21 protein-coding genes are annotated in these 26,578 nt (G+C 76.0%); 17 read left to right on the top strand and 4 right to left on the bottom strand.

Annotated elements, in window-relative coordinates:
• Window positions 1-24 precede the first annotated feature (24 nt).
• Window positions 25-711, bottom strand: coding sequence for a response regulator transcription factor (locus tag V7S47_RS06815; RefSeq protein ID WP_336560862.1), 687 nt, complete (start codon window positions 709-711; stop codon window positions 25-27).
• 241 nt (window positions 712-952) lie between these two features.
• Between V7S47_RS06815 and V7S47_RS06810 the strand changes: the two genes are divergently transcribed.
• Window positions 953-1,735, top strand: a complete 783-nt coding sequence (locus tag V7S47_RS06810; RefSeq protein ID WP_336560861.1) for a helix-turn-helix transcriptional regulator — start codon at window positions 953-955, stop codon at window positions 1,733-1,735.
• On the opposite strand, the gene V7S47_RS06805 is transcribed toward V7S47_RS06810, so the two are convergent.
• On the bottom strand, window positions 1,648-2,313 hold the full coding sequence (locus V7S47_RS06805) for an acyltransferase (RefSeq protein ID WP_336560860.1): 666 nt from the start codon (window positions 2,311-2,313) through the stop codon (window positions 1,648-1,650). The genes V7S47_RS06810 and V7S47_RS06805 overlap by 88 nt on opposite strands.
• A gap of 143 nt (window positions 2,314-2,456) precedes the next feature.
• Between V7S47_RS06805 and V7S47_RS06800 the strand changes: the two genes are divergently transcribed.
• From V7S47_RS06800 to V7S47_RS06740, 13 genes are all read left to right on the top strand, one after another.
• Window positions 2,457-7,226 carry a DUF4082 domain-containing protein gene (locus tag V7S47_RS06800; RefSeq protein ID WP_336560859.1) on the top strand — a complete coding sequence of 1,590 codons (4,770 nt, stop codon included), beginning with the start codon at window positions 2,457-2,459 and terminating at the stop codon, window positions 7,224-7,226.
• Window positions 7,227-7,331: 105 nt separating this feature from the next.
• Window positions 7,332-8,444: a Gfo/Idh/MocA family protein gene (locus V7S47_RS06795; RefSeq protein WP_336560858.1), complete on the top strand. Its 1,113-nt coding sequence runs from the start codon at window positions 7,332-7,334 to the stop codon at window positions 8,442-8,444.
• Window positions 8,441-9,457 carry a dTDP-glucose 4,6-dehydratase gene (locus tag V7S47_RS06790; RefSeq protein ID WP_336560857.1) on the top strand — a complete coding sequence of 339 codons (1,017 nt, stop codon included), beginning with the start codon at window positions 8,441-8,443 and terminating at the stop codon, window positions 9,455-9,457. Before V7S47_RS06795 ends, V7S47_RS06790 begins: the two co-directional genes overlap by 4 nt.
• A complete protein-coding gene (locus V7S47_RS06785) occupies window positions 9,454-10,602 on the top strand; it encodes a DegT/DnrJ/EryC1/StrS family aminotransferase (RefSeq protein WP_336560856.1) in 1,149 nt (382 codons plus the stop codon). Before V7S47_RS06790 ends, V7S47_RS06785 begins: the two co-directional genes overlap by 4 nt.
• On the top strand, window positions 10,599-11,273 hold the full coding sequence (locus V7S47_RS06780) for an acetyltransferase (RefSeq protein ID WP_336560855.1): 675 nt from the start codon (window positions 10,599-10,601) through the stop codon (window positions 11,271-11,273). The genes V7S47_RS06785 and V7S47_RS06780 overlap by 4 nt, the downstream gene beginning before the upstream one ends.
• Complete coding sequence (locus V7S47_RS06775) at window positions 11,270-12,979, top strand: glycosyltransferase (RefSeq protein ID WP_336560854.1); 1,710 nt, start codon at window positions 11,270-11,272, stop codon at window positions 12,977-12,979. The genes V7S47_RS06780 and V7S47_RS06775 overlap by 4 nt, the downstream gene beginning before the upstream one ends.
• Window positions 12,976-14,463 carry an oligosaccharide flippase family protein gene (locus V7S47_RS06770; RefSeq protein ID WP_336560853.1) on the top strand — a complete coding sequence of 496 codons (1,488 nt, stop codon included), beginning with the start codon at window positions 12,976-12,978 and terminating at the stop codon, window positions 14,461-14,463. Before V7S47_RS06775 ends, V7S47_RS06770 begins: the two co-directional genes overlap by 4 nt.
• A complete protein-coding gene (locus V7S47_RS06765; protein WP_336560852.1) occupies window positions 14,460-15,656 on the top strand; it encodes a glycosyltransferase family 2 protein in 1,197 nt (398 codons plus the stop codon). Before V7S47_RS06770 ends, V7S47_RS06765 begins: the two co-directional genes overlap by 4 nt.
• Window positions 15,657-15,694: 38 nt before the next feature.
• Window positions 15,695-16,813, top strand: coding sequence for a DegT/DnrJ/EryC1/StrS family aminotransferase (locus V7S47_RS06760; protein ID WP_336560851.1), 1,119 nt, complete (start codon window positions 15,695-15,697; stop codon window positions 16,811-16,813).
• Complete coding sequence (locus V7S47_RS06755) at window positions 16,813-18,087, top strand: rhamnosyltransferase WsaF family glycosyltransferase (protein WP_442945333.1); 1,275 nt, start codon at window positions 16,813-16,815, stop codon at window positions 18,085-18,087. Before V7S47_RS06760 ends, V7S47_RS06755 begins: the two co-directional genes overlap by 1 nt.
• On the top strand, window positions 18,074-18,796 hold the full coding sequence (locus tag V7S47_RS06750; RefSeq protein WP_336560849.1) for a hypothetical protein: 723 nt from the start codon (window positions 18,074-18,076) through the stop codon (window positions 18,794-18,796). The genes V7S47_RS06755 and V7S47_RS06750 overlap by 14 nt, the downstream gene beginning before the upstream one ends.
• Window positions 18,797-18,799: 3 nt before the next feature.
• Complete coding sequence (locus tag V7S47_RS06745; RefSeq protein WP_336560848.1) at window positions 18,800-20,212, top strand: O-antigen ligase family protein; 1,413 nt, start codon at window positions 18,800-18,802, stop codon at window positions 20,210-20,212.
• Complete coding sequence (locus V7S47_RS06740; protein WP_336560847.1) at window positions 20,209-21,126, top strand: glycosyltransferase family 2 protein; 918 nt, start codon at window positions 20,209-20,211, stop codon at window positions 21,124-21,126. Before V7S47_RS06745 ends, V7S47_RS06740 begins: the two co-directional genes overlap by 4 nt.
• 26 nt (window positions 21,127-21,152) lie before the next feature.
• Here the strand turns inward: V7S47_RS06740 and V7S47_RS06735 are convergent, their stop codons facing one another.
• Both V7S47_RS06735 and V7S47_RS06730 read right to left on the bottom strand, forming a co-directional pair.
• Window positions 21,153-21,815 carry a polysaccharide deacetylase family protein gene (locus V7S47_RS06735; protein ID WP_336560846.1) on the bottom strand — a complete coding sequence of 221 codons (663 nt, stop codon included), beginning with the start codon at window positions 21,813-21,815 and terminating at the stop codon, window positions 21,153-21,155.
• Window positions 21,812-22,699 carry a glycosyltransferase gene (locus tag V7S47_RS06730; protein WP_336560845.1) on the bottom strand — a complete coding sequence of 296 codons (888 nt, stop codon included), beginning with the start codon at window positions 22,697-22,699 and terminating at the stop codon, window positions 21,812-21,814. Before V7S47_RS06730 ends, V7S47_RS06735 begins: the two co-directional genes overlap by 4 nt.
• A 119-nt stretch (window positions 22,700-22,818) precedes the next feature.
• Here V7S47_RS06730 and V7S47_RS06725 point away from each other — a divergent pair, with 119 nt between their 5' ends.
• The 3 genes from V7S47_RS06725 to V7S47_RS06715 are packed head-to-tail and all read left to right on the top strand — an operon-like array spanning window position 22,819 to window position 26,566.
• Window positions 22,819-23,700 carry a hypothetical protein gene (locus tag V7S47_RS06725; protein WP_336560844.1) on the top strand — a complete coding sequence of 294 codons (882 nt, stop codon included), beginning with the start codon at window positions 22,819-22,821 and terminating at the stop codon, window positions 23,698-23,700.
• Window positions 23,701-23,735: 35 nt separating this feature from the next.
• Window positions 23,736-25,316, top strand: a complete 1,581-nt coding sequence (locus tag V7S47_RS06720) for an acyl-CoA ligase (AMP-forming), exosortase A system-associated (RefSeq protein ID WP_336560843.1) — start codon at window positions 23,736-23,738, stop codon at window positions 25,314-25,316.
• Complete coding sequence (locus V7S47_RS06715) at window positions 25,313-26,566, top strand: pyridoxal-dependent decarboxylase, exosortase A system-associated (protein ID WP_336560842.1); 1,254 nt, start codon at window positions 25,313-25,315, stop codon at window positions 26,564-26,566. The genes V7S47_RS06720 and V7S47_RS06715 overlap by 4 nt, the downstream gene beginning before the upstream one ends.
• Window positions 26,567-26,578 lie beyond the last annotated feature (12 nt).

Here is a 26,578-nt window from a genome sequence, read left to right as displayed (position 1 = left end):
TGCCGCAAATGGGGCATCTCCCGCTCACCTCGGTGGCGGCCGCCAGCCGACCTCGTGGGCGCGTCCGACCGCCCCGACCTGGCTCGACACGTCGAGCTTGGTGAGGATCGCCTTGACCTGGGTGCGCACGGTCGACTCGCTGACCCCCCACCCGGTGGCGATCTCGCGGACCGGACGGCCCTCGATCAGCTCGCCGAGGACCTCCGCCTCCCGGGTGGTCAGGCTCTCGAGACGCGCCCGGACGTCGCGCTGCTCGAGCTGCCGGCGCCGGCCCAGCTCGACCAGCCGGGTCCGCTCCTCCTCCGACATGACGGGCAGGTCGGCGAGGATCCGGTGCACGGTCGTGAGGACGTCGGCCAGCGGTCGCGCCCGGGACAGCACCTTGGCGGCGCCGTACCGCACGGCCTCGCCCCACCGGTCACGGACGGGGGAGGAGGTCATCGCGACGACCGTGATCCGGTTGCGCGACAGCGGGGCGACCAGGCGCAGTCCGTCGCCGTACCGGCCGGGGTCGATGTCGACGAGCGCGATGTCGGGACGCAGCCGGGTGACGGCGGAGATGGTGTCCGCGAGGGGAGGCGGGCCGGGGGCCAGGTGCGCCACGGCGTACCCCGCCGCGGTGAGGGCGAGCTCGATGGACTCGCCGAGCAGTGCGTGGTCCTCGACCACGACCAGCCGCGCCGGCCGGCGGCCGGGAGACGACGGGCTCATCGCAGACCCTCCGATCTCCCCGCTGGTCCGTCGACCCCGATCCCACCCCGCAGGGTAGGGACGCGAGCCCCGGCGGCGGAGGGTGGCGGGGCCCGATCCCCACAACTGGGGAGCCCGTCCCCAAACTCGGGGACCTGCTCCACCAGACGCCCCTCGGCGGATCGGCGGCTCGGGAGGATGGGCAGCGCCCGCCGTCCCGGGCTCGTCCTGATGCCTGCCGTTCCGGACCCCGAGGAGGGTGATGTCGGTCGTGTGCGACGTGCCCCGAGAGGCGGACGTCTCCGCCGAGGCGGTGGAGCAACCACTGCCCGACGTGCGCGTGCTCGTCCTGTCGGACCTGCCGCTCGTCGCCGACGCGGTGCGTACGGCGCTGCGCAGCCAGGGCCTGGACGCGGTGGGTGCCACCATCGCGCCGGGGCCGGTCAGCCAGGGGCAGGCGGCCCGGATGCTGCAGCTCGGTCCCACCGTGCTGCTGGTCCTGGCCGATCTGGCCCGCGAGCCCCGGCTCGCCGCTGCGCGCGCGCTCATCGAGGACCTGCACCTGCCGACGGTCGTCCTGGCCGCGACCGAGGAGGAGGCCCTCTGGGGCGCGGTGCTCGAGAGCGGAGCGTCGACGGTGCTGCCCGCGTCGGTGACCCTCGACGAGGTGGTCCTGGTGCTGCGGGCCGTGGAGCGCGGGGCGCTCCTGCTGGCGCCCGACCAGCGGCGGTCCATGATCGACACCTGGCACCAGGCCGTGCGGACCCGCGACGAGATCGGGGGGCGCATCGGCTCGCTGAGCCCGCGCGAGCTGGAGGTGCTGCGCCTGCTCTACCGGGGCGAGACGGTCCCGGGGATCGCCGAGCAGCTCGGCGTCGCGGTGGCCACCGTCCGCAGCCAGGTCCGCTCGGTGCTGCGCAAGCTGGGGGTGAACTCCCAGCTCGGGGCGGTCGCGCTCTATGCGCAGCGTGGGTCGACGGGCGGATCGACCGGCGGGTCGACGGGCGGATCCACGGGGACCAGGCCGGACGGCGACCCGACGTAGCGCCGGCCGGTCCGCGGGCAGCGCCAGCCGTCCGGCAGGTCGTCCGGGTCGGCCTCCAGCCGGACGCCCGCGTGGCCGACCCAGCCGATCCGCCGGGCCGGGACGCCGACGACCAGCGCGAAGTCGGGGACGTCCGCGACCACGACGGCACCGGCCGCGACCAGGGCCCACCGGCCGACGACCACCGGGGCGACGCAGACGGCCCGGGCGCCGATGCTCGCCCCCTCGCGGAGCGTCACGCCCACGGCGTCCCAGTCGTCCGCCGACTTCAGCCGGCCGTCGGGGGTCACGGCCCGGGGGAACTCGTCGTTGGTCAGCACCGCCGCCGGGCCGACGAAGACGCCGTCCTCGAGCACGGCGGGCTCGTAGACCAGCGCCTGGTTCTGGAGCTTGCAGCGGTCGCCGACCCGGACGCCGGGGCCGACGTACGCCCCGCGACCGACGACGCAGTCGCGCCCGAGGCGGGCGTCCTCGCGCACCTGGGCCAGGTGCCAGACGCGGGTCCCGGCGCCGACCTCGGCCCGGGGGTCGACGTCGGCGCTCGGGTCGATGAGCGGGGTGGTCTCGGTGACGGTCATGGACCCATGCCAGCCGTCGACCGCAAGGCGCGGGGGCGGAAGCGGGGGTCGCTACCCGATTCCGGGGAACTTGACGGGACCGGACGGGCCCGGAGGCCCGGGGCCCGCGACCGTGGAAGCCCCTCCTGCAGGCAGGTGCCACCGTGACCCACGCCCGTTTCCGTCTCGTCCTCGTGCTGGCCCTCCTCGCGGGAGGGCTGGTGGCGCTGGCCACCCCGCCGCCCGCGGTCGCCGCCGACCCCTGCGGTGCGCAGGGCAACCGGATCACCTGCGAGAACAGCCAGGAGGGCGCCGACTGGGCCGACTGGGACGGCATGTGGGGTCAGGGCGCGGGCAGCCCGGACATCCAGGGCTTCTCCACCGACATCAGCGTCAACGTCGGCAACCGGGTGGACTTCAAGATCGACACCGACGCCACGGCGTACACGGTGACGATCTTCCGGATCGGCTACTACGACGGCGCCGGCGCCCGGCGGATCACCTCGGTCCCGGTCACCGCGACCCTGCCGCAGCGCCAGCCCCAGTGCATCACCGACGTCGACACCGAGCTCTACGACTGCGGCACCTGGGGGGTCTCCGCCTCGTGGCAGGTGCCCACGACCGCCGTCTCCGGCGTGTACGTCGCCCGTCTGGAGATCCCGTCGACCGGCGCGGCCAGCCACATCACCTTCGTCGTGCGCGACGACGCCAGCCGCTCCGACGTCGTCTTCCAGACGTCCGACACGACCTGGCAGGCCTACAACGAGTACGGCGGCTCGGACTTCTACACCGGCGGCGAGAACGGCCGGGCCTACAAGATCAGCTACAACCGGCCGGTGCTGACCCGCGGGGGTCCGGGCGGTCGCGACTTCTTCTTCGCCAACGAGTACCCGCTGATCCGCTTCCTCGAGAAGAACGGGTACGACGTCAGCTACCAGGCCGGCGTCGACACCGACCGCCGCGGCCACCTGCTGCGCAACCACAAGACGTTCCTGTCCGTCGGTCACGACGAGTACTGGAGCGGTGCGCAGCGGGCCAACGTCGAGGCGGCCCGGGACGCGGGCGTGCACCTGCAGTTCCTCAGCGGCAACGAGATGTACTGGCGCACCCGCTACGAGCCGTCCGCCGACGCGAGCCACACGCCGTACCGGACGCTGGTGTCCTACAAGGAGACATGGGGCGACGACGACCGGCGCGGCGGCGCCAAGATCGACGCGACGTCGCCGCAGTGGACCGGCACCTGGCGCGACCCGCGCTTCGCCGCGCCCGCCGACGGCGGCGGCCGGCCCGAGAACGCGGTGACCGGCACCCAGTACCAGGTCAACCACGACGACCTCGCCGTCCAGGTCAGCGCCGGCGAGGGCCGACTACGACTCTGGCGGGGGACCACCCTGGCCTCCCTGGCCGCCGGTACGACGGCCACGCTCGCGCCGCACACCGTCGGCTACGAGTCCAACGAGGACGTCGACAACGGCTTCCGGCCCCCGGGCCTGATCCGGCTCTCGACCACGACCGGGCCGACCCCGGAGTACCTCACCGACTACGGCAACACCGTGGTGTCGGGCACCACGACCCACCACCTCACGCTCTACCGCGCCGCGAGCGGCGCGCTGGTCTTCAGTGCCGGCAGCGTGCAGTGGACGTGGGGCCTGGACGAGGAGCACGACAGCCCGTACGCCGCGGAGCCCGCCGACCGGCGGATCCAGCAGGCGCAGGTCAACCTGCTCGCCGACATGGGGGCCCAGCCGCGGAGCCTGAGCAGCGACCTGACGGCCGCCACCGCGTCGAGCGACGCCACCGGTCCGACCACCACGATCACCAGCCCCGCCGCGGGCGCGAGCCGGGCCAACGGCGCGAGCCTGACCGTGACGGGCACCGCCACCGACACCGGGGGCGGCCGCGTGGCCGGCGTCGAGGTCACGACCGACGACGGCGACACCTGGCACCCGGCGACCAGCCTCGACCTCACGACCGGTGCCTGGTCCTACACCGCCGTCCAGCGCGGGGTGGGCAGCGAGAGCATCCGCGCCCGGGCCACCGACGACAGCGCCAACACCGGTGCGGTCACGAGCCGCTCGGTGATCGTCACCTGCCCCTGCACCGTGTACGGCGCCGCGGTGCCCACCGCCCCCGCGCTCCCCACCACCGACGACCCCGGCGCGGTCGAGCTCGGCCTCCGGTTCACCGCGACCGAGGCCGGCTTCGTCTCCGGCGTCCGCTTCTACAAGGGCGGCGGCAACGGCGGCACCCACGTCGGCTCGCTGTGGAGCGCAGCCGGCGAGCGGCTCGCGACGGCGACCTTCACCGGCGAGACGGCCACCGGCTGGCAGCGCGTGGACTTCGCGACCCCGGTCGCGGTCTCGGCCGGCGAGCAGCTGGTCGCGTCGTACACCGCGCCCCAGGGGCGCTACGCCTCGCAGACCGACGCCTTCTCGTCCGCGACATGGGAGCGCGCGCCGTTCCGGATCCGCGGCGGCTTCGGCGCCCCGCCCGCCGGCGTGTACGGCGGCCCCGGCGCGTTCCCCACGTCGTCACACCGCAACACCGGCTACTTCGTCGAGCCGGTGTTCACCCTGACCGACAGCTCGCCGCTCACCCTGCTCACCCGCGCCCCGCTCGCGGACTCGACGAGCGTGCCGCGCTCCACGACGGTCACCGCCCGGTACTCGCGGCCGGTGAGCCCGGCCAGTGCGACCGTCCGGCTGGTCGACAGCACGGGCGCGAACGTCGCCGGCAGCACGTCGTACGACGCGGCGACGCGGATCGTCACCTTCACGCCGGCCGCGCCGCTGGCCGGCGGGGTCCGGTTCACCGCCACGGTCGCGGGGACCGACCCGCAGGGGATCGCCCTCACCGGCCCGGCCTCGTGGTCGTTCACGAGCGCCGTCCCGCCGGGGGCGCCCGGCGTCTGCCCGTGCTCGCTGTTCTCGGAGGACACCGCGCCGGCCTCGCAGGCCGACGACGCCCGGGCCCTCAGCGTCGGGACCCGGTTCACCAGCGACGTCGCCGGCACGGTCACCGCGCTGCGCTTCCACAAGGGGGCCGGCAACACCGGGCCGCACGTGGGCTCGCTCTGGTCGGCGGCCGGCGAGCAGCTCGCCTCCGGCACCTTCTCCGACGAGTCGGCCGCCGGGTGGCAGACGCTCGTGCTGGCGCAGCCGGTGACGATCGTCGCCGGCGCCGAGTACGTCGTGTCGTACCGCAGCCCGGAGGGTCGCTTCTCGCAGACCCCCGGCGCGTTCTCGGCGGCCAACCTGTCGCGGCCCCCGCTGCGGGTGTCCTCGACGGCGGGCAGCTACACCTACGGCGCGGGCTTCCCGGGGGAGCGGTCGTCGACGAGCTACCTGGTCGACGTCGTCTTCGAGCGGCGCGCGCCGGCGATCGAGATCACCGCGCAGGACCCGCCGGCCGGCGCGCTCGACGTGCCCCGGAGCAACCCGGTGCGGGTGTGGTTCAGCGAGCCGGTGCGCACCGGTGCGTCGCTGACCGCGTCGGTGGGCGGCCAGCCGGTCGCCGGCGCCCTCGAGTCCTCGGCCGACCGCACCCGGCTGTCGTTCGTGCCGAGCGCGGCCCTGCCCGCGGCGAGCGTCGTGACCGTGCGCCTCACGGGCGTCGTCTCGGACGACGGCGCGGTCTTGGCCGACCGGACCTGGACGTTCACCACGGCGGCGCCCGGCGTCGCGGCGCAGACCATCTTCGGTGACGCGCTGCCCCAGGTGCCGAGCGACGACTCGTCGTCCCCGGTCGAGCTCGGGACGGCGTTCGTGCCGAGCAGGGACGGGACCGTCAGCGCCCTGCGGTTCCTGAAGGGCACCGGCAACGGGGGCACCCACGTGGGCACGCTGTGGGACGACACCGGCGCCGTCGTGGCCCGGGTGACGTTCGCGAACGAGACCCCGCAGGGCTGGCAGCGGGCCCGGCTGTCGACGCCGGCCCGGGTCCTGGCCGGCCGGCGGTACGTCGTGTCCTACCTGGCCCCGCAGGGCCACTACTCCTACTCCCAGGACTACTTCACCCAGCCGGTCACCTCGGGTCTGCTCGTCGCCCCCGGCGGCGACAACGGCCGCTACCTGTACGGCGCCGCCGGCGGGTTCCCGACCTTCAGCTACCGCTCGTCGAGCTACTTCGCCGACGTCGAGTACGTGCCCGACGAGGCGACGATCGCGGTCACCTCCCGGACCCCGACCTCGGGCGCGACCGGGGTGAGCGCCGGCGTCCGGCCGTCGATCGCGTTCAGCACGGCGATCCGCAGCGGAGCCACGCTGCGGGTCCTCGTGGACGGGGCACCCGTCGCGGGCAGCGTGGAGCTGTCCGGCGACGCCCGGCGGCTGACCTTCACCCCCGCCGCCGCGCTGCCCGCGGACCGCCCGGTCACCGTCGAGCACGCCGGCGTGGTCTCGGTCGACGGGGCCGTGCTGCCCGACGGGTCGTGGACGTTCCGCACCGAGGCCGCCCCCGTCACCTACGACTCGCTGTTCGCCGGCGTCACCCCGGCGACCGCGGCGGTCGGCGAGAGCGACCCGCTCGAGCTCGGGGTGGCCTTCACCCCGGCGGTCGACGGGGTCGTCACGGCGATCCGGTTCTACAAGGGCGCGGGCAACACCGGCACGCACACCGGCACCCTGTGGTCGGCCGCGGGCGATCCGCTGGCCCGGGTCACCTTCGCCGACGAGTCGGCCACCGGCTGGCAGACCGCCGAGCTCGCGACGCCGTACCCGGTGACGGGCGGGCAGACCTACGTGGCGTCGTACTTCGCGCCGAACGGGCACTACGCGGTCACCGGCGGCTTCTTCTCGGCCCCCTGGACCCGCGGCCGGCTGACCGCGCCCGCGGCCGGCAACGGCCGCTACCGGTACGGCGCGAGCAGCGGCTACCCGGGGTCGAGCTGGGGGTCGACGAACTACTTCGTCGACGTCGTCCTCCGCACGCCCTGAGCGACCCTCCCCAATTGAGGGGATACACCACCGGCTCCCGCCCGGGCGGGAGCCGGGCGACCTTCGATGGGACTGTCCGGCCACCACCCGTCAGGAGCCCGTCCGATGCCCGCTTCGTCGTACCCGTCCACGCCCTCCGCCACCGGCGGGACCGACGGCGGACCACCGCTCGGCATCGCGGTCGTGGGGGCCGGCTACTGGGGTCCCAACCTGGTCCGCAACCTGGTCCGCTCGCCCGACTGGGAGCTGCTCGCCGTGTGCGACCTCGACCCGGAGCGGGCCCGCGAGGTCGCCGGCCGGCACGACGTCCAGGTCACCGACTCGCTCGCCGACGTGCTCGCCCGCGACGACGTCGACGCCGTCGCGATCGCGACGCCGGCCCGCACCCACCACCCGATCGCCGTCGAGGCGCTGCGCGCCGGCAAGCACGTGCTCGTCGAGAAGCCGCTGGCCGACGGCGTCGAGGCCGGCCGGGCGATGGTCGAGCTGGCCCGCCGCCAGGGCCTCGTGCTGATGGCCGACCACACCTACTGCTACACGCCGGCGGTCGAGAAGATCCGCGAGCTGGTCGCCGACGGCGCCCTCGGCGAGATCCTGTACGTCGACTCGGTGCGGATCAACCTGGGCCTGGTCCAGCCCGACGTGGACGTCTTCTGGGACCTGGCCCCGCACGACCTGTCGGTGCTCGACCACGTGCTGCCCGGGGGCCTGCGGCCGCTCGGCGTGGCCGCCCAGGGGGCCGACCCGGTGGGGGCCGGCCGGCCCTGCGTGGGCTACCTCAGCCTGCCGCTGCCGGGCGGGGCGATGGCGCACGTGCACGTCAACTGGCTCAGCCCCACCAAGATCCGCCAGATGGTGATCGGGGGCAGCGAGCGGACCCTGGTCTGGGACGACCTGAACCCGCAGCAGCGGATCAGCGTCTACGACCGTGGCGTGGACCTGGTCCAGCAGTCGGTGGACAGCGCGGACCGTCGTACGGCGTCGGTGTCCTACCGGCTCGGCGACACCTGGTCCCCGGCCCTGCCCGAGCGCGAGGCGCTGGGCGCGATGGTCCACGAGTTCGCCGCCAGCATCCGCGAGGAGCGGGCGCCGGCCACCGACGGCGAGGCGGGACTGCGGGTGCTGTCGGTCCTCGAGGCCGCGGCCACCAGCCTGCGGGCCCGGGGTGCCCTGGTCGACGTCGCGATCCTCGACCGGCCGCTGGAGATCGTCCGATGAGCACCCTGCGCGGAGCCCGCGTCCTGGTCACCGGCGGCGCCGGCTTCATCGGCAGCCACCTGGTCACGACCCTGCTGCAGGACGCCGGGGTCGCCCGGGTGATCGTCCTCGACTCGCTGGCCACCGGCAGCCGCGAGAACCTCGCCCACCTGGCCGACGACCCGCGGCTGGACCTGTGGGTCGGCGACGTCGCCGACCCGGCCGACGCGGCCGCGGCCGTGGCCGGCGCCGAGGTCGTCCTGCACCTGGCCTGTCTCGGGGTCCGGCACAGCCTGCACGACCCGGTCGAGAACCACCGGGTCAACGCGTCCGGCAGCCTGACGATGCTGCAGGCGGCGCTGCACGAGGGGGTCGGCCGGTTCGTCCACGTCAGCTCCAGCGAGGTCTACGGCACCGCCCAGTACGCGCCGATGGACGAGGGCCACCCGACCTGCCCGGAGACCGTGTACGGCGCCGGCAAGCTCGCCGGCGAGGCCTACGCCCGCGCCCACTTCCGGACCTACGGGATGCCCGTCGTGGTGGCTCGGCCGTTCAACACCTACGGCCCGCGCAGCCACTTCGAGGGCGACAGCGGCGAGGTCATCCCGCGCACCATCGTGCGGGCGCTCTGCGGCCTGCCGGCACTGGTCTTCGGCGACGGCGAGCAGTCGCGGGACTTCACCCACGTCAGCGACACCGCGGCCGGCCTGGTGGCCCTGGCCGAGTCGCCCGACGTGGTGGGCCGGACGGTCAACCTCGGCTCCGGCTCGGAGGTCACGGTCAACGAGCTGGCGGACCTCGTCCACGGCCTCGTCGGGCACGACGGCCCGGTGGCCGAGCACCTCGAGGCCCGCCCCGGCGACGTACGACGGCTGCTCGTCGACGACGCGCAGATGCGGACGCTCTGCGACTGGCGCCCGCGGGTCGACCTGCGCACCGGCCTGGCCGACCTGGTCGACTGGTTCGCCGCCCAGGACCGGACGCCGCGCGAGATGCTGCAGCGCATCGACGACCGCAACTGGGTCGCGTCGTGACCGGGGAGGCCGGCCGCCTGCACGTGATGGAGCCCTGGCTGGGGGCCGAGGAGGCCGCGGCCGTCGTCGCCGTCATCGAGTCGGGCTGGGTGGCCCAGGGCCCCCGCGTCGCCGAGTTCGAGCAGCGGTTCGGGGAGGCCCAGCAGGCCGACCACGCCGTCGCCCTGTCCAGCTGCACCACCGCGCTGCACCTGGCCCTCGTGGTGGCCGGCATCGGGCCGGGCGACGACGTCGTCGTCCCGTCCTTCTCGTTCGTCGCGACCGCCAACGCGGTCGTGCACGTCGGTGCGCGCCCCGTGTTCTGCGACGTCGACCCGGTCACCGGGAACGTCACGGCGGCCACGGTCGCCGAGGCGCTGACCCCGGCCACCCGGGCGGTCGTCGCGGTCGACCAGGCGGGCGTACCGGTCGACCTCGGGTCGGTCCGGGAGCTGTGCGACCCGCGGGGGATCGTCGTGGTCGAGGACGCGGCCTGCGGCGCGGGGTCGACGTACCGCGGCCGCCCGGTGGGGGCGGGCGCCGTCCTGACCGCCTGGTCGTTCCACCCGCGCAAGGTGCTCACCACCGGCGAGGGCGGCATGCTCACGACGTCCGACCCGGAGTGGGCCGCGCGGGCGCGGCGGCTGCGCGAGCACGCGATGAGCGTCTCGGCCGCCGAGCGGCACCGCAGCGTGCTCGCCCCGCCCGAGGTGTACGACGAGGTCGGGTTCAACTACCGGATGACCGACCTCCAGGCCGCGGTCGGCCTGGTCCAGCTCGGGCGACTCCCCGAGATGGTGGCCCGGCGCCGGGTGCTCGCGGCGGGCTACCAGAAGGTCCTCGCCGGGATCGACGGGCTGCGGCCGGTCGCGGACCCGGCCTGGGGGACCACCAGCTACCAGTCGTTCTGGATCGAGGTCCGACCCGACCACCCGCGCAACCGCGACGAGGTGCTGGAGGACCTGGCCCGCGCCGACATCTCCGCGCGGCGCGGGATCATGGCCGCCCACCGGCACCCGGCGTACGCCGGCCGGGACACCGGTCGGGCGCCGCTCCCGGTCACCGAGCGGCTCACCGACCACACCCTGGTCCTGCCGCTCTTCCACCGGATGACCGACTCGGAGCAGCAGCGCGTGCTCGAGGTGCTGGTGGGGGCGGGGCGATGAGGACTCTGGTCCTCGTCGCGGCCGGCGGGCTGGCCCGCGAGGCGCTCACGGTGGTCGATGTGGCCGGTCGTCACGACTGCGTCGTGGCCGTGGACGACGACCCGCGCCGGTGGGCCCGGGACCTGGCCGGCCGACGGCTCGGGGACCCGACCGGCGCGATGGTCATCGGCGGCATCGACCAGCTCGCCGACCTGACCACCAGCGAGGTCGTGGTCTGCGCGGGCCGGGGCAGCACCCGGCGCACCCTGGTCGGGCGGCTGGCCCGGCTCGGTGTCACGGCCGACCGCTACGCGCGGCTCGTGCACCCCGGCGTACCGGTGCCGGCAAGCTGCACGATCGGTCCCGGGAGCGTCGTGCTCGCCCACGTGAGCCTGACCAGCGACGTGCAGGTGGGCGCGCACGTGGTGCTGATGCCCCAGGTCACCCTCACCCACGACGACGTGGTCGACGACTACGCGACGCTCTGCGCCGGCGTCAGCCTCGGCGGCGGCGTGCACGTCGGTGCCGAGGCGTACGTCGGCATGAACGCCAGCGTGCACCCCGGCCGGACGGTCGGCCCCGGGGCCACCGTGGGCATGGGCGCGGTCGTGCTGGAGGACGTGCCGGCCGGGGAGACCTGGGTCGGCGTACCGGCCCGGCCCGTTCGCGCGACCGCCGGAGCCCGGCGATGAGCGCGCGGCCGACCCTGCTGCACCTGCGCACCGGCACCGCCCACCTGCCGGCGTTCGTCCGCGGGCACCTCGCCGACCAGCGCCGCTGCCTGGAGCAGTGGTTCCGGGTCGTGGTGGTCGAGGGGGACGCGGACTACGCCGCGCTCGTGGACCGCCACGAGCCGGCGCTCGCGCTCCTGGAGTCCGGGGTCTACACGGCCCCGCGCACGATCACCGGCCTGGCCGCCCGCCCCGAGGTGCCGCGCCTCGGCTTCCTGCACGCCGACGCCTACTGCCCGACCCGGGCGCGGGCGATCGCCGACTTCGACCACTGGGAGGTCGAGCAGGTCCTCACGACCTCGGTCTCGATGGCCGCCTACACGCCCGCGCTGGCCGAGCGGCTCGTGGTCTGGCCGAACTTCGTGGTGCCGAGCGGCGACGACCCGCTCCCACCGGCCGGCCGGCCGGTGCCGGTGCTGATGACCGGGAGCCACGCGGCCCACTACCCGTGGCGGGTGGCGGTCGCCCGCGAGCTTGAGCAGGCGGGGATCGCGACCCGTCGTACGCCGCACGCGGGGTGGTTCGACCGCGCCGCCGACGCGCGGATGGTCTCGGGCGCGGCCTACGTCGCCGAGCTGGAGTCCTCCCAGGTGGTCCCGGCCTGCGGGAGCATCGCGCGGGACCTGGTGCGCAAGCACCTGGAGGTGCCGGCCGCCGGGGCGCTGCTGGTGGCCGAGCCGTCGGCGGCGCTGGCGGCGGCCGGCTTCCGCGACGGGGTCAACTGCGTGCTGGCCGAGCCTCGTGAGGCGGTACGACGTACCCGCGACCTGCTCGAGGAGCCCGACGAGCTCGCCCGCCTGGCCGCCGCCGGGCGCGCGCTGGTCCTGGAGCGGCACACCGCGGCGCAGCGCGACCAGGTCCGCCAGTGGCACGACCTGCGCCGACAGCACCCGGGGGCGCGGATCGGGCACCGCGGCCCGTTCCTGCCGTTGGAGGTGGGCACGCAGGCGCCCACGCTGGCGGCCGACGGGCGGGACCGGATCCTGCTCGCCGAGGCCGGCGAGCTGCGCCGCGGCGGCCGGGTCGCCGAGGCCGAGGTCCGGGCCCTGCGGGCGGCCAACCTGCACCCGGCGATCGAGCCGCTCGCCGAGCTGGCCCGCTGCCGGCTCGCGGTCGGCCGGGCCGCCTCGGCGGCCGACGTCGCGGCCCGCGGGGTGGAGATGTCGACCTCGATCGGCGGCGAGCCCGACCCGGGCATGCTGGCGCTGCTGGTCCGCGCCGAGACGGCCGCGCACCGGCCCGACCGGGCCGCGCGGCTCGCCGCGGCGTACCCCGCGGACCCGCGCCGCCGCGCCTCGCTCGTCCCCGTCGACCCGGGGGAGGGGCGCCCCTTCCGGATCCACCGCGGTCCCGCGGGACCGGTCCCCGCGCTCCGCCCGCGCTACCGGCGCCTCCGGCTGCGCTGGCGCTCCCGGCTGCGCACCCTGCTGTGGCGCACGGGGGCGCTGGAGACCGAGCTCGCCGGCCTGCTCGCGCGGACCCAGCCCACCCGGGTGGTGGTCGTCGCCCCGAGCCGCCGGGGCCGGGCGTGCGTCGCCCTGACCCAGGTCGTCGCGGCCAGCACCAGCGTCGACGAGGTGTGGTGGAGCAACGGCTCGGGTCGCTCCGCGGCCCGGCTGCGCTTCGGGGTGCACGAGTCGACCTGGGAGCCGGGGGTGGCCCCGTGACCACCGACCTCGCGACCGAGCACGGGCTCGCCGGAGCGGTCCGCCGCGGCCTGGGCTGGAGCGCGCTCAGCAACCTGGTGCTGCGCGCCGGGTCCCTCAGCGTCGGGATCGTGCTGGCGCGGCTGCTCTCCCCGGAGGAGTTCGGGGCGTACGCCGTCGCGCTCACCGTGCAGACCGTCCTGATGACCCTGGCCGACCTGGGGCTCAGCGCCGACCTGGTCCGGTCCGAGGACCCCGAGCGCCGGGCCCCGACCGTGGCCACGCTCGGCCTGGTCTCCGGGCTGGTCCTCGCCGCGCTGATGGCGCTCCTGGCCGGCCCGCTCGCGACCGCGATGGGCAGCAGCGCGAGCACCCCGGCCGTCCGGGTCCTGGCCCTGACCCTGGCTCTCGGCGGTCTCGGCGTCGTCCCCTACGCACGGCTGGTCCGCAGCTTCCAGCAGCGCCGGCTCCTCGCGGTCGCCCTGACCGACCTGGTCGTCAGCACGACGGTGACGGTCGCGCTGGTGCTCGCCGACGTCGGGATCGTCTCGATCGCGATCGGCCGGGTGCTCGGCCAGGGCCTCGCGCTGCTGCTGCAGTTCCGGCTCGCGCAGGTGCGGCCCCGGTTCGGGCTGGACCGCCGGCTGGGCCGCTCCGCCGTCGGCTTCGGCCTGCCCGTCGCGCTCGCGAACCTGCTCTCGTGGGCGCTGCTGAGCATCGACACCGTCGTCGTCGCCCGGGGGCTCGGCGGGGTCGAGCTGGGTCTCTACGTGCTGGCCTTCAACATCTCGACCTGGCCGATGTCGGTCCTCGGGCAGGTGGTCCGCTCGGTCGCGCTGCCCGCCTTCGCCCGGGCCGACCGCAGCGCCGGCGGCCCGGATCCGACCCTGGCGACCGGCGTCCGGCTCTCCTGGGCGCTCGCCGTCCCGACCGGGGCGTTCCTCGCCCTGCTCGCCACCCCCCTCGTCGTCCTCGTGTACGGCGGCTCCTGGGCCCGCTCGTCCGTCGTCCTGGTCCCGCTCGCGCTCTTCGGGGCACTGCGCGTCCTCTTCGACCTGTTCGCGACCTACCTGCTCGCCCGCGGGCGGGCGGCCACCACGCTCGTCGTCCAGGTGGTGTGGTTCGTCGCGCTGGTGCCGGCGGTCGTGATCGGCCTGCAGGTCGGCGGCCTGGTCGGCGTCGGCTGGGCGCACGTCGTGGTCGGGCTCGTGGTCGTCGCCCCCTGCTATCTCGTGGCGGTGGCCCGCGCGGGCGCGGACCTGCGACCGGTCGCGGCCGCGCTGTGGCCGCCGGTCCTGCTCGTCCTGCCCGCCCTGGCGGTCGCAGCCCTCGCCGGTGCCGCCGGCACGGGTCCCGGCACCGACGTCCTGGGCGCCGGCCTGGTCGGCGGCGCGGTCTACCTCCTGCTGGCGTGGCCCTGGCTGCGCCGGCACCGTCCCTCCGCCGCGCCACCGGTCACGCCCGTCGTCCCGGTGCCGACCGCCTCGCAAGGAGTGCTGCTGTGATCCCCACGCTCAACCCCACCGTCGTCGGCGACCGTCTCCACGACTGGGTGGCCGAGGCCGACTGGCGTCGACCCCGACTCGACCGCGCCGCCCTGCTGCTCGACCGCCCGACCGTGCGCCCGCTGGTCGAGCGCGGCCGCCCGACCCGGTCGGCACCGAGCGGATCGCCGACCGCGACCGTCGTGATCCCCAGCTACAACTACGCGCGCTTCCTGCCCGCCGCGGTGGCCAGCGCGCTCGATCAGCCGGGCTGCGCCGTGGACGTCGTCGTCGTGGACGACGCCTCCACGGACGCGACGCCGCAGGTGAGCGAGGCCCTGGCGGCCGACCCGCGGGTCCGGGTCCTGCGCAACCCGCGCAACCTCGGCCACGTCGCCACCTTCAACCGCGGCCTCGCCGAGGCCCGGGGCGAGCTGCTCGTCCGGCTGGACGCCGACGACCTCCTCGCCCCCGGCGCGCTGAGCCGGGCCGCCGCGCTCGTCGAGGAGCACCCCGACCTCGGCCTGGTCTACGGCCACCCGCGCCACTTCACGTCCGTCACCCCGCCGCGGGCGCGGGTCGGCCGGCCGTCGTGGACGGTCTGGGACGGGCGCGACTGGGTCCGGGAGCGGTGCCGCCGCGGCGTCAACTGCCTGACCACTCCCGAGGTGGTGTTCCGCTCCGCCGTCGTCGAGCAGGCCGGCCCGCTCAACGAGGCGCTGCGCTTCGCCCAGGACATGGAGTTCTGCCTCCGGGTCGCGGCGCTGGGTCAGGTGGGCCGCATCGACGACGTCGACCAGGCGCTGCACCGCGACCACGACGCCAGCATGAGCGTCACCGTCGGCGCCGGGCTGATGGTCGACCTGGTCGAGCGTCGCCGGGTCTTCCGGGAGCTGCTGTCCTCCGTCGGGGACCGGTTCCCCGACCGCGCGGAGCTGGAGGACACCTGGCGCGACACCCTCGCCGACGAGGCGTTCCGGCACGCCGCCCGCGCCGTCGACCGGGGCCGGGACGACGACGCGCTGCTGACCGACCTGCGCGCCTACGCGCTCGAGACGGCGCCGCTGCGTCGTACCCCGCTCGTCGCCGCCCGGTGGGACGCCCTCGCGCGCCGCCGCGGCCGGGCCGCCCGGCCGGGGGCGGTCGTGCGCGCGGCCCGCCACCGGTTGCGCGACGAGGTCGCCTACCTGCGCTGGGCCCGCACCGGCCTCTGAGACCACCCGTTCACCCGTCCGTCCCCGTGAGGAGAGCCATGAACGACCATCCCGTCCCGCTCGTCGACCTGCAGCACCAGTTCGACGCCGTCTGGCCCGAGGCGCGCACCGCCCTCGAGGAGGTCTGCCGGTCCGGCGCCTTCGTGCTCGGTCCGGCGGTGTCCCGCTTCGAGGAGGAGTACGCCGGCTTCTGCGGCACCGACCACTGCGTCGGCGTCGGCAACGGCACCGACGCCCTCGAGCTCGCGCTCCGCGCCGCCGGCGTCGGTCCGGGTGACGAGGTGCTGGTCCCCGCCAACACCTTCGTCGCGACCGCCGAGGCGGTGGTCCTGGCCGGCGCCGACCTGGTCCTCGTCGACTGCGACGACGACCTGCTGATCGACGTCGACCGGGTCGCGGGTCGCGCGGGTCGGCGTACCCGGGCGGTCGTCGGGGTCGACCTCTACGGCCAGCCGGCCCCCTTCGAGCGGCTGCGCCGCGTGGTCGGCCCCGAGGTGGTGCTGGTCGAGGACGCCGCCCAGGCCCAGGGCGCCACCCGGCACGGCCGGGCCGCGGGCTCCCTGGGCGACGTGGCCGGCACCAGCTTCTACCCGGGCAAGAACCTGGGCGCGTTCGGCGACGCCGGCGCGGTCACGACCGACCACGACCACCTCGCGACCCGGGTGCGGATGCTCGGCAACCACGGCGGCACCGAGCGCTACCGGCACGACGTCGTCGGCACCAACTCGCGCCTGGACTCGCTCCAGGCCGCCGTGCTGTCGACGAAGCTGACGCACCTGAAGGAGTGGAACGCCCAGCGCGCGACGGCCGCCGCCCGGTACGCCGACCTGCTGGGCGACCTGGACCGGGTCACCCTGCCCCGGGTCGTGCCCGGCAACGAGCACGTCTGGCACCTGTACGTCGTCCGGGTGCCGCACCGCGACCGGGTCCGCGAGCTGATGGCCGAGGCCGGCGTCGCGACCGGGCTGCACTACCCGACCCCCGTGCACCTGCTTCCGGCCTTCGCCCGCCTCGGCCTCGGGCCGGGGAGCTTCCCCCGGGCGGAGCGGGCGGCCGGCGAGATCCTCTCGCTGCCGATGTACCCCGGCCTGAGCGCCGCCCAGCAGGAGCGGGTGGCGTCCGCGCTGCGCGCCGCGCTCGAGGAGGTCGGGTCGTGATGCGTCCCGAGGCCGGCGCCGTCCAGCGCTGGCAGCAGCTGCGGCGGCTGCTCGGCACCGAGGGCGTCGCGGGGCTGCGGCGGCGGGTGCGGGTCCGCCTCGCGGAGGCCCTGGTCCCGCCCGGCTCGGCCGGCCTGACCGTCACCGCCGAGGAGATCGACCGCGCGACCGCGGTCGCGGCCGGCGACGCCCCCGCCCCGGAGCCGCTGCCGTGGCGTCCGGGCGAGCCGCTCCGGGTGGCCTGGGTCTGCACGCCGCCGGCCCCCGGCTCGGGCGGTCACACGACCATGTTCCGCCTCGTCGCCGCGCTCGAGCGGGCGGGGCACCGGTGCGACCTCTACCTGCGCGACCGGCACGGCTGGTCGGTCGACCAGCACCGGGCGACCGTCCGCGCGCACTGGCCGGAGGTCCGGGCCGAGGTCCACGACCTCGCCGACGGGATCGCCGACGCGCACGCCGTGGTGGCGACCGGCTGGGAGACGGCGTACGCCGTGCTGGCCTCGAGGGCCCGCGGTCGGCGCTGCTACCTGGTCCAGGACCTGGAGCCGATGTTCTACCCGGCGGGGAGCGCCGCGCTGCTCGCGGAGGCGACGTACGGCTTCAAGATGCAGGGCATCACCGCCGGCCCCTGGCTGGCCGAGCGGCTGCGGGCCGACCACCAGATGGCGGCCGAGCACTTCGACCTCGGCTGCGACCTCGGGACCTACCGCGCCCGTGCCGACGAGCCACCGGGGGAGCGCGAGGGGGTGGCGTACTACTGCCGCCCGGGCACGCCCCGCCGGGCGCACGAGCTGGCTCTGCTGGCGCTGGAGCGGTTCGCCCGACTGCACCCGCAGGTGCCGATCCACTGCTACGGAGCGGTGGTGGCCGACCTGCCGTTCCCCGCCCACCAGCACGGGCGGCTGTCGCCGACCGAGCTCGGCGCGCTCTACCGGCGCTGCGTCGCGGGACTGGTGCTCTCGGCGACCAACGTCTCGCTGGTCCCGCTGGAGATGCTCGCGGCCGGCTGCGTGCCGGTGGTCAACGACGCCGACCAGCACCGGGCGGTGCTCGCCAACCCGCACGTCCGCTACGCCCGGCCCACGCCGCGCGACCTGGCGGCAGCCCTCGGCGAGCTGGTCGACCAGGCCGCTCCCGCCGCGCGCCTGCGGGCCGCGCGCGCCGCTGCGTCGGTCGACGACGTGGGCTGGGAGCGCGCCGGCGTCCAGGTCGAGCGGCTGCTGCTGGACCTGCTGACCGACCGGGTCGAGGAGGGGTCCTATGTATCTCGCTGACGCGTTCGCCGCGCTGCTGCGGCAGTGGCTCGTGGCCCTGGTCGGGCTGCTCCTGACCGGGGCGGCCTGCGGCTGGGTCATCCAGAACGTCGAGCCCGACTATCAGGCCTCGGGGCAGATGATGTTCCTCCTGCCCCCGGAGGCGACCGGTGCGGCGACGCCGACCAGCCCGTTCCTGAACCTCCCCAACGGCCTGTCCACGACCGGCTCGCTGGTCGCGGGCGCGGTCGCGACGAAGGACGTGCACCGGGCGCTCGCCGCCGACGGCCTGGACGCGACGTACGCCGTCGCCCTGGCGCCCGAGGCCGGCCCGTTGCTGGTGATCACGGCCAAGGACAAGGACCCGCAGGTGGCGCTCGCGACCCGCGACGCCGTGATGGCACGGGTGGCGGCCGAGCTCACGCGGATCCAGACCGAGGCCCGGGTGCCGAAGCAGCAGGTCATCAGCGCCCAGATCAGCAACACGTCGAAGCAGGCGGAGGTGCTGCCGGGCAGCCGGATGCGCGCCCTGGCCGGAGCCGCCGGCTGCGGGCTGCTGCTGACCCTGCTGCTGGTCTTCGGCACCGACCGGTTCCGCACCTGGCGCCGGGTACGCCGCGAGCGCCGTACCGAGGTCGAGGCCGCGGCCGCCGCCGACGACGAGTCCGACGACGAGCCCGCCCCGGCCCAGCCGGCCGGCCGCCGGCAACGCCCCCGGATCGCGAGCTGACGCATGCGCTGGCTGGTCGCCCGGCTGGGGCTGGGGCTGCACCGCGGCGCCCCGCGGGCCGCCGCGTTCTTCCTCGTCGGGTACGCCGTGCTGCTGATCGGGGTGCCCTCGCAGCTGATCCTGCAGCCGCTCGGCGCCCCCGGGACGCCCGCGAACCTGTGGGCGCTCGGCGGGCTGCTGTGCTGGGTCTGCGCGACGGTCGGCGGCCTGAACCCGGTCCGCGGCCTCACGGCGACCCGGGTGGCGGTCGGGCTCCTGACCGCGGCGGTGCTGGCGGCGTACGCCAACGGCACGGCCTCCGGCTGGTACGCGCCGCCCGACATCCGGCAGGCCACCGACGAGCTGTGGACCCTGGTCCCGCCGACCGTCGCCGACACGACCGCCACCATGATCAAGGCGGCCGACCGCGGGCTGCTGTCGTTCGCCGGCTGGATGGCCGTCGTGCTGGTCGCCGCCGAGGGCCTGCGCTCGTGGCGCGACCTGGAGCTGGTGGTGAGCTGGCTGGCCTGGCTGGGCACGCTGCTGGCCGGCGTGGGGCTGCTGCAGTTCGTCGCGGGGGTCGACATCGCCCGCTACATCCAGATCCCCGGGCTCAGCGCCAACTCCGACTTCGGGGCGGTGCTGTCGCGCTCGGCGCTCAACCGGGTCTCGGGCACCGCGGTGCACCCGATCGAGTTCGGGGTGGTGCTCGCCTGCCTGTTCCCGCTGGCCCTCCACCACAGCATCCACCGGTGGGGCCACCGCGGGGCCTCCCTGCCGGTGGTGCTCGTCTTCGTCGGCTCGACCCTGTCCGTCTCGCGGTCGGCGGTGCTCGTGCTCGCGGTGACCCTGGTGGTGCTGCTGCTCGGCTGGCCGGCCCGGTGGCGGTTGCGGGCGCTGATGCTCGCGCCGTTCGCGGTGGTCGGCCTGCGGCTGGCGATCCCCGGCCTGGTCGGGACCATCGTGTCGCTGTTCAAGAACGTCGGGAACGACCCCAGCGTCAGCGGGCGCACCGACGACTACGGCGTCGTCTTCTCGCTGTACGGCGAGCACCCGTGGCTGGGCCGCGGGCTGTTCACGTTCGTGCCGCGGCACTACCGGATCCTCGACGACCAGTACCTGATGATCCTGGTCGAGCTCGGGGCCGTCGGGCTGGCGGCGGTCCTGCTGCTGATCGTCACGGGCTTCGCCAACGGCCGCCGCGCGCGCCGCCGGGCCCGCACCGCCCGCTCGCGGCACCTCGGCCTGGTGCTGTCCGCGTCGATCCTCGGCGGTGCGGTCGGCATGGTCACCTTCGACGCCTGGGGCTTCCCGATGGCCGCGGGGCTCTCGTTCCTGCTGGTCGGCCTGGCCGGGGCCGCCGCCCAGCTCGCGGTCGAGCAACGGCCGCGGGAGGTGCTCGCCGTACCCTCGGCGCGGCCGGAGGCCGTGCGATGAGCGGCGTGGACGTGCTGGTCGCCGTCGTCACCCACGACAGCGCGGACGTGCTGCCGGGCCTGCTGGCGAGCCTGCCCGCCGCGATGGCCGGCGCCACCTGGCAGACCGTCGTGGTCGACAACGCCTCGCGCGACGACAGCGTCGCGGTGGCGCGTCGGCTCGCCCCCGACGCCCGGGTGCTGGCGACCGGCCGCAACGGCGGGTACGCCGCCGGCATCAACGCCGCCGTCGCCACCGGTGGCCACCACGCGGCGGTGCTGGTGCTCAACCCCGACGTCCGCCTCGACCCCGGCTGCGTGCCCATCCTGCTGGCCGCGCTCCGCGAGCCGGGGGTCGGGATCGCGGTGCCGCGGCTGCGGGACGGGACCGGCGCTCGGATCGACTCGCAGCGCCGCGAGCCGACGCTGCTGCGCGCCCTCGCCGACGCCGGCCTCGGAGCCGCGCGGGCCGGCCGGATCGGCCGGCTGGGGGAGGTGGTCACCGACGAGTCGGCGTACGCCGCCGCCTGCGACACCGACTGGGCCGAGGGGTCCGTGCAGCTGGTCTCGGCCGACTGCTGGGCGCGGGTGGGCCCCTGGGACGAGACCTTCTTCCTCTACTCCGAGGAGACCGACTTCGACCTGCGCGCCGGCGACGCCGGCCTGAGCACCCGCTACGTGCCGGCCGCCGGCGCCGTCCACCTCCAGGGCGGCTCCGCGGGCTCGGTGCGGCTGTGGCCGCTGCTGGTCGTCAACCGCCTGCGGCTGTTCCGTCGGCGCCACGGCCTGCTCGCCGCGGTGCCGTTCTGGTTGGCCCTGGTCCTGCGCGAGGGCGGCCGCGCCGGCCTGGGCCGACCGACCTCCCGGGCCGCGCTCCGGGCCCTCGTCGACCCGACTCGGCTGCGGGAGCCGGCCGGGCCGGACTGGCTGCGCTGAGGTGGTGGGGTAGTCCTTCAGGCCCCTCAGCGCAGCCGCTTGAGCCCGCCGACCAGCTCGCGACGGAGCCGGCGCGGCAGCGCGGGCGGCCGGAGGACGTCGTGCCGCAGGCCGTCGAGGGTGTCGGTCGCCCGCAGGCTGAAGCGGGGCTGCAGCCAGGCCCCGTCGCGGGCCCAGGCCCGGTCGCTGGTGTGCACGCCGGCGTAGCCGCGGGCGCGCAGCCGGCTCAGCAGCACCCGGTCGTAGCGCCCGAGCGGGAGCGCCGCGTGCTCCACCGGTCGGCCGGTCACGGCCGCGAGGTCGGTGCGGGCCCGGTCGAGCTCGCGGGTCGCGGTGGCGGGGTCCATCCCCCGCCAGGGTCGGTGGTCCATGCCGTGCGTGCCGACGGTCATGCCGTGCGCCTGCAGCAGCCGCACCCCGTCCGCGTCCAGGCTCCGGGGGTCGTCGAGCCGCCCGGCGAGCACGAAGAAGGTCGCGTGCAGCCCGCGCTCGACGAGGGCGGGGAGCGCGACCTCGACGTCCGAGGCGTTGCCGTCGTCGAAGCTCAGCCGCACCCGCGGGTCGTCGGCCGCCAGGTCCAGGACCCGCTGGAACAGGTCCGTCCCGATCCAGTACGACGACTCGCCCGGCTCGCGCTCGGGCCCCGGCCGGCCGATCCCGTGGAAGCAGAGGTTGACGTGGGTGGTCACCGGGCTAGCCCGGTGCGGGTCGACGCGTCGCGGCCCCAGGCGGCGGCGCCGGCCGGCGGCACCCGGCGGGCCTGCAGAGCGGCCCACCCGGTGAGGGCGACGTACACGGTCGCGGCCGGGGCCAGCCAGGGCCGGGGCAGGACGACGTCGCGGAGCCAGGCGCTGCGCTCGCTCCGCCGTACGACGGCGCCGGGGGTGGTCGGGCGCCGGCGCAGCTCGGCGTTCCCGCGGCGGACCCGGACCAGCCGCCGGACCAGGTCGCCGGTCCGCAGCGGCGCCTCGACGGTGGTCGCGACGTCCGGCAGCCGGACCCGCTCGGCGTCGGTGAACAGCGAGTCCAGGAAGAGGTCGTCGGCCACCACGTCGGGGAAGTCGGTGAACCGGCCCCGACCGGCCTCGGAGAGCGCGATCATCCCGCGTCCGAAGAGCCCGTTCTCGACGACGGGGAGCCGGAGGTGCACGGCGGTGTAGGCCCGGACCGGCCACGGCCGGCCGGTCACGTCGACCCGGCGCGACGGCACGGCCACCAGCGGGGCGCCCGTTCCGTCGAGGGCGGCGCAGAGCCGGCGTACGGCGGTCACGGAGGTGGGGATGTCGGCGTCCAGGTAGATCCGGGGGAACGCGGTGGCGACCCGGTCCCCGCGCCGCAGCGCCTCGGTCTTGCTCGGCCGCTCCGACTCCAGCACCGTCACGCCGGCGACCCGGCGGGCCCGATCGGCGGTCCGGTCGGTGCAGCCGTTCGCCACGACCACCACCTCCAGCTCGCCGGGGTCGGCGCCGGCCAGCAGGGCGCCGAGCGTCCGCTCGATGACCTGCTCCTCGTCGTGGGCGGCCACCACCACGCTGGCGCGGGAGGGCGGGGAGGACGGCACGGTCTCGCTCATGGTGCGAGAGTGGGCGCGCGACCCCGGGGCCGCGGTGCTCGCGTCGGTCGCTCCCCAGGATTGGGTACGCGCACCGCGACCCGACGGTACGGCGCCGCCGCCTCCCTAGCGTCCCTGTCATGGCCGTCCTCCCTCCCGCCGGGCTCGTCACCGAGGCCCCCGTCCGGGTGTCGCCCGTCCACCGGTCCGACCTGCCGGAGGTCGGGGCGTTCCTGCACGACCACCTCGACCCGCGCCTCAGCGCCGCCGCCTGGGCCGGCGCCGCCGTCCCCACCTGGCCGGTCGCCGCGCCCAACCACGGCTTCCTGCTGCGGGCCGGGGACCTGCTGGTCGGCGTGCAGCTCGCGTTCTACGCGGACCGTGAGGTCGAGGGCCGCGAGGTCCGGTTCTGCAACCTCGGCGCCTGGTGTGTCCTGGAGCCCTACCGCGACCGCGGCCTGCGGCTGCTGCTGGCCGCGCTCGCTCAGCGCGGGCAGGTCTTCACCGACCTCTCGCCCAGCGGGTCGGTGGTGGCCATCGACGAGCGGCTGGGGTTCCGCCACCTCGACACCACGACGGCCCTGTTCCCCAACCTGCCGGGCCTCCGCCGGGCCCGGGTGCACGACGACCCCGCGGAGATCGAGCGGCGCCTGACCGGGTCGGACCGCGCCGTCCTCCGCGACCACCGGCACGCCCGCGCCGTCCACCACGTGCTGCTCGAGGAGCCGTCCGGGGCGTGCTGCTACGTCGTCTACCGGCCCTCCCGGCGCCGGGGGCTGCGGCTGTTCGCGTCCCTGCTGCACGTGTCGGACCCGGCGGTGCTGCGGCGCTGCCGCCGCGACCTGGCCCGTCACCTGCTCGCCCGCGGGCTGCCGTTCACCCTCGCGGAGCTGCGGGTGACCGGCGGCCGGCCGGCCGGCTCGGTGCTCCTCCGTCACCCCCGCCCGAAGCTCGTCCGCGGCGACGTCCCGGTCGAGGCCGTCGACGACCTCTACAGCGAGCTCGTCCTGGTGCCGTGGTGACGGCGCCGTCCATCCCCGTCCCGAGGAGTCCCTCGATGCGCGTCCACCTCCACGACCTGCTCGACGAGCAGGCCCGGCTGCATCCCGACCGGCCGGCGCTGACCGACCGCGCCGCGACCGTCCCGTACGGCGAGCTCGCGGCCCGCGTGCACGCGCTCGCGGCCGGACTGCGCGGCCTCGGCCTGACCCGCGGCGACCGGGTGGGGATCCTGCTCGACAAGCGCCTGGAGACCGTCGAGTCGATCTTCGCCACCTCGGCCGCGGGCGGGGTGTTCGTGCCGGTCAACCCGGTCCTCAAGCCGGCCCAGGTGGGGCACGTGCTCGCCGACTGCGAGGTCCGGCTGCTGGTGACCACCCGGCAGCGGTGGCAGGCGCTCCGCGCCGAGCCGGGCCCCGGACCGGCGCCGGAGGTCGTCGTGCTGGTCGACGCGCCCGCGGGCAGCGGCGGCGACGAGGACGGCTCGCAGCTCGTGCCGTGGGCCGACGCGCTGGCCGCCGGACCGGACCGGCGCGGCCCGTCGTACCGCGGGGCGGAGGGGGACCTGGCCGCGATCCTCTACACCTCGGGCAGCACCGGCCGGCCCAAGGGCGTCGTGCTGACCCACCGCAATCTGCTGGCCGGCGCCGAGAGCGTGGCCGGCTACCTGGAGCACCGGCCCGAGGACGTCGTGCTCGCGGCGCTGCCGCTGAGCTTCGACGCAGGGTTGAGCCAGCTGACGACGACCTTCGCGGTCGGCGCCCACGTCGTGCTGGTCAACTACCTGGCGCCGGCCGACGTCGTCCGGCTCTGCGTCGAGCACGGGGTGACCGGGCTGACCTGCGTGCCCCCGCTCTGGGCCCAGCTGGCCGAGGCGGCGTGGCCGGCCGAGGGGGTCCGGCTGCGCTACCTGGCCACCACCGGGGGCCGGCTGCCCCGGGCCACGCTGGACCGGCTCCGGGCGCTCTTCCCGCACGCCCGGCCGTTCCTGATGTACGGCCTGACCGAGGCGTTCCGGTCGACGTACCTGGATCCGGCCGAGGTGGACCGGCGGCCGGACTCGATCGGCAAGGCGGTCCCGGGCGCCGAGATCCTCGTCCTGCGCCCCGACGGGACGCCGGCGGCGCCGGGCGAGGAGGGCGAGTTGGTGCACCGCGGACCCTTCGTCGCGCTCGGCTACTGGAACGACGCGGAGCGCAGCGCGGAGCGGTTCCGGCCGCTGCCCGGCACGGTCGCCGGCTGGCGCACCCCCGAGCTGGCGGTCTGGTCGGGCGACACCGTGCGCACCGACGCCGAGGGCTTCCTTTACTTCGTCGGCCGGCGCGACGACATGATCAAGACCTCCGGCTACCGGGTCAGCCCGACCGAGGTGGAGGAGGCCGCCCACGACAGCGGCCTGGTCGGCGACGCCGTCGCGCTCGGCGTGCCCGACGAGCGGCTGGGCCAGCGGATCCTCCTGGTGGTCAGCCCGCGGTCCGAGGAGCACGCCGACCTCGCCGACCCCGGCGCGCTGCTCGCCGCGCTCCGCCGCCGACTGCCCCTGTTCATGGTGCCGAGCGAGGTCCGGGTCCGGGCCCGGCTGCCGCGCTCGCCCAACGGCAAGCTCGACCGGGTGCGGATCCGCGAGGACGTCTCGTGAGCACCGTGGACCGCTCCGCGAGCGCTGCGACCGACCGGCACCTCGACCGCTTCGGGAGCTCTGGAGTGGAGCTCCTGGTCGGTGGCGTGCCCCTGGGCCGGCTGGCCGCACGGGTCGGGTCGACCCCGTTCTTCGCCTACGAACGGGCCGGGGTCACCCGCGCGGTCGGCGCCCTGCGGGCCGGGCTCGGCGACGCCGTCGAGCTCGGGTACGCCGTCAAGGCCAACCCGATGCCGGCGCTGGTCGGCCACCTGGCGGGTCTGGTCGACTGGTTGGACGTGGCATCGGCCGGCGAGCTGGCGGTCGCCCTGGACACCGGGAAGTCGCCCGACCGGATCAGCTTCGCCGGCCCGGGCAAGACCGACACCGAGCTGTCCGTCGCGGTCGCCGCGGGCGTGCTGATCGAGCTGGAGTCGGCCCGCGAGGCGGTCCGGGTGGTGCGGGTGGGCGAGGACCTCGGCATCCGCCCGCGGGTCGCCGTACGGGTGAACCCCGACTTCGCCGTGCAGGGCTCGGGGATGCGGATGGGCGGCGGCCCCCAGCAGTTCGGAGTGGACGCCGAGGAGGTCCCGCACCTGCTGGTGCTGCTGGCCGACCTGGACCTCGCGGTCGAGGGCTTCCACCTCTTCGCCGGCTCGCAGAACCTGCACCCCGACCTGCTCCGCCAGGCCCAGGAGCACACCGTCGACCTGCTGCTGGCGCTGGCCGAGCGGCTCCCCGCCCCGCTGCGCTACCTGAACCTGGGCGGCGGCCTCGGCATCCCGTACGCCGAGCGCGACCGGCCGCTCGACCCGGCGGAGGTCGGCGGGACGCTGGCCCGGCTGGTCGAGGAGCGGGTCCGGCCCCGGCAGCCCGACGCGCACGTCGTCCTCGAGCTCGGTCGCTTCCTCGTCGGTGAGTCCGGGGTCTACGTCACCCGGGTCGTCGACCGCAAGGTCTCGCGCGGGCGGACCTACCTGGTCGTCGACGGCGGCCTGCACCACCAGCTCGCCGCGACCGGCAACCTCGGCCAGGTGATCCGGCGCAACTACCCGATCGCCGTCGGCACCCGTCTCGGCGGCGGCGAGGTGGAGACCGTCGACGTCGTCGGCTGCCTGTGCACCCCGCTCGACGTCCTCGGCCACGAGGTCGAGCTGCCGGTCGCCGACGTCGGCGACCTGGTCGTGCTCTTCCAGGCCGGCGCCTACGGGCGCACGGCCAGCCCCCAGCAGTTCCTCGGCCACCCGGCGCCCGCCGAGGTCCTGGTCTGAGCACCCACCCGT

This window comes from Nocardioides sp. CCNWLW216 (assembly GCF_037120545.1).
GTDB classification, from domain to species: Bacteria; Actinomycetota; Actinomycetes; order Propionibacteriales; family Nocardioidaceae; genus Nocardioides; species Nocardioides lianchengensis.
The sequence above is the reverse complement of the archived record's forward strand: the minus strand, read 5'-3'. Positions and strand labels throughout refer to the sequence as shown.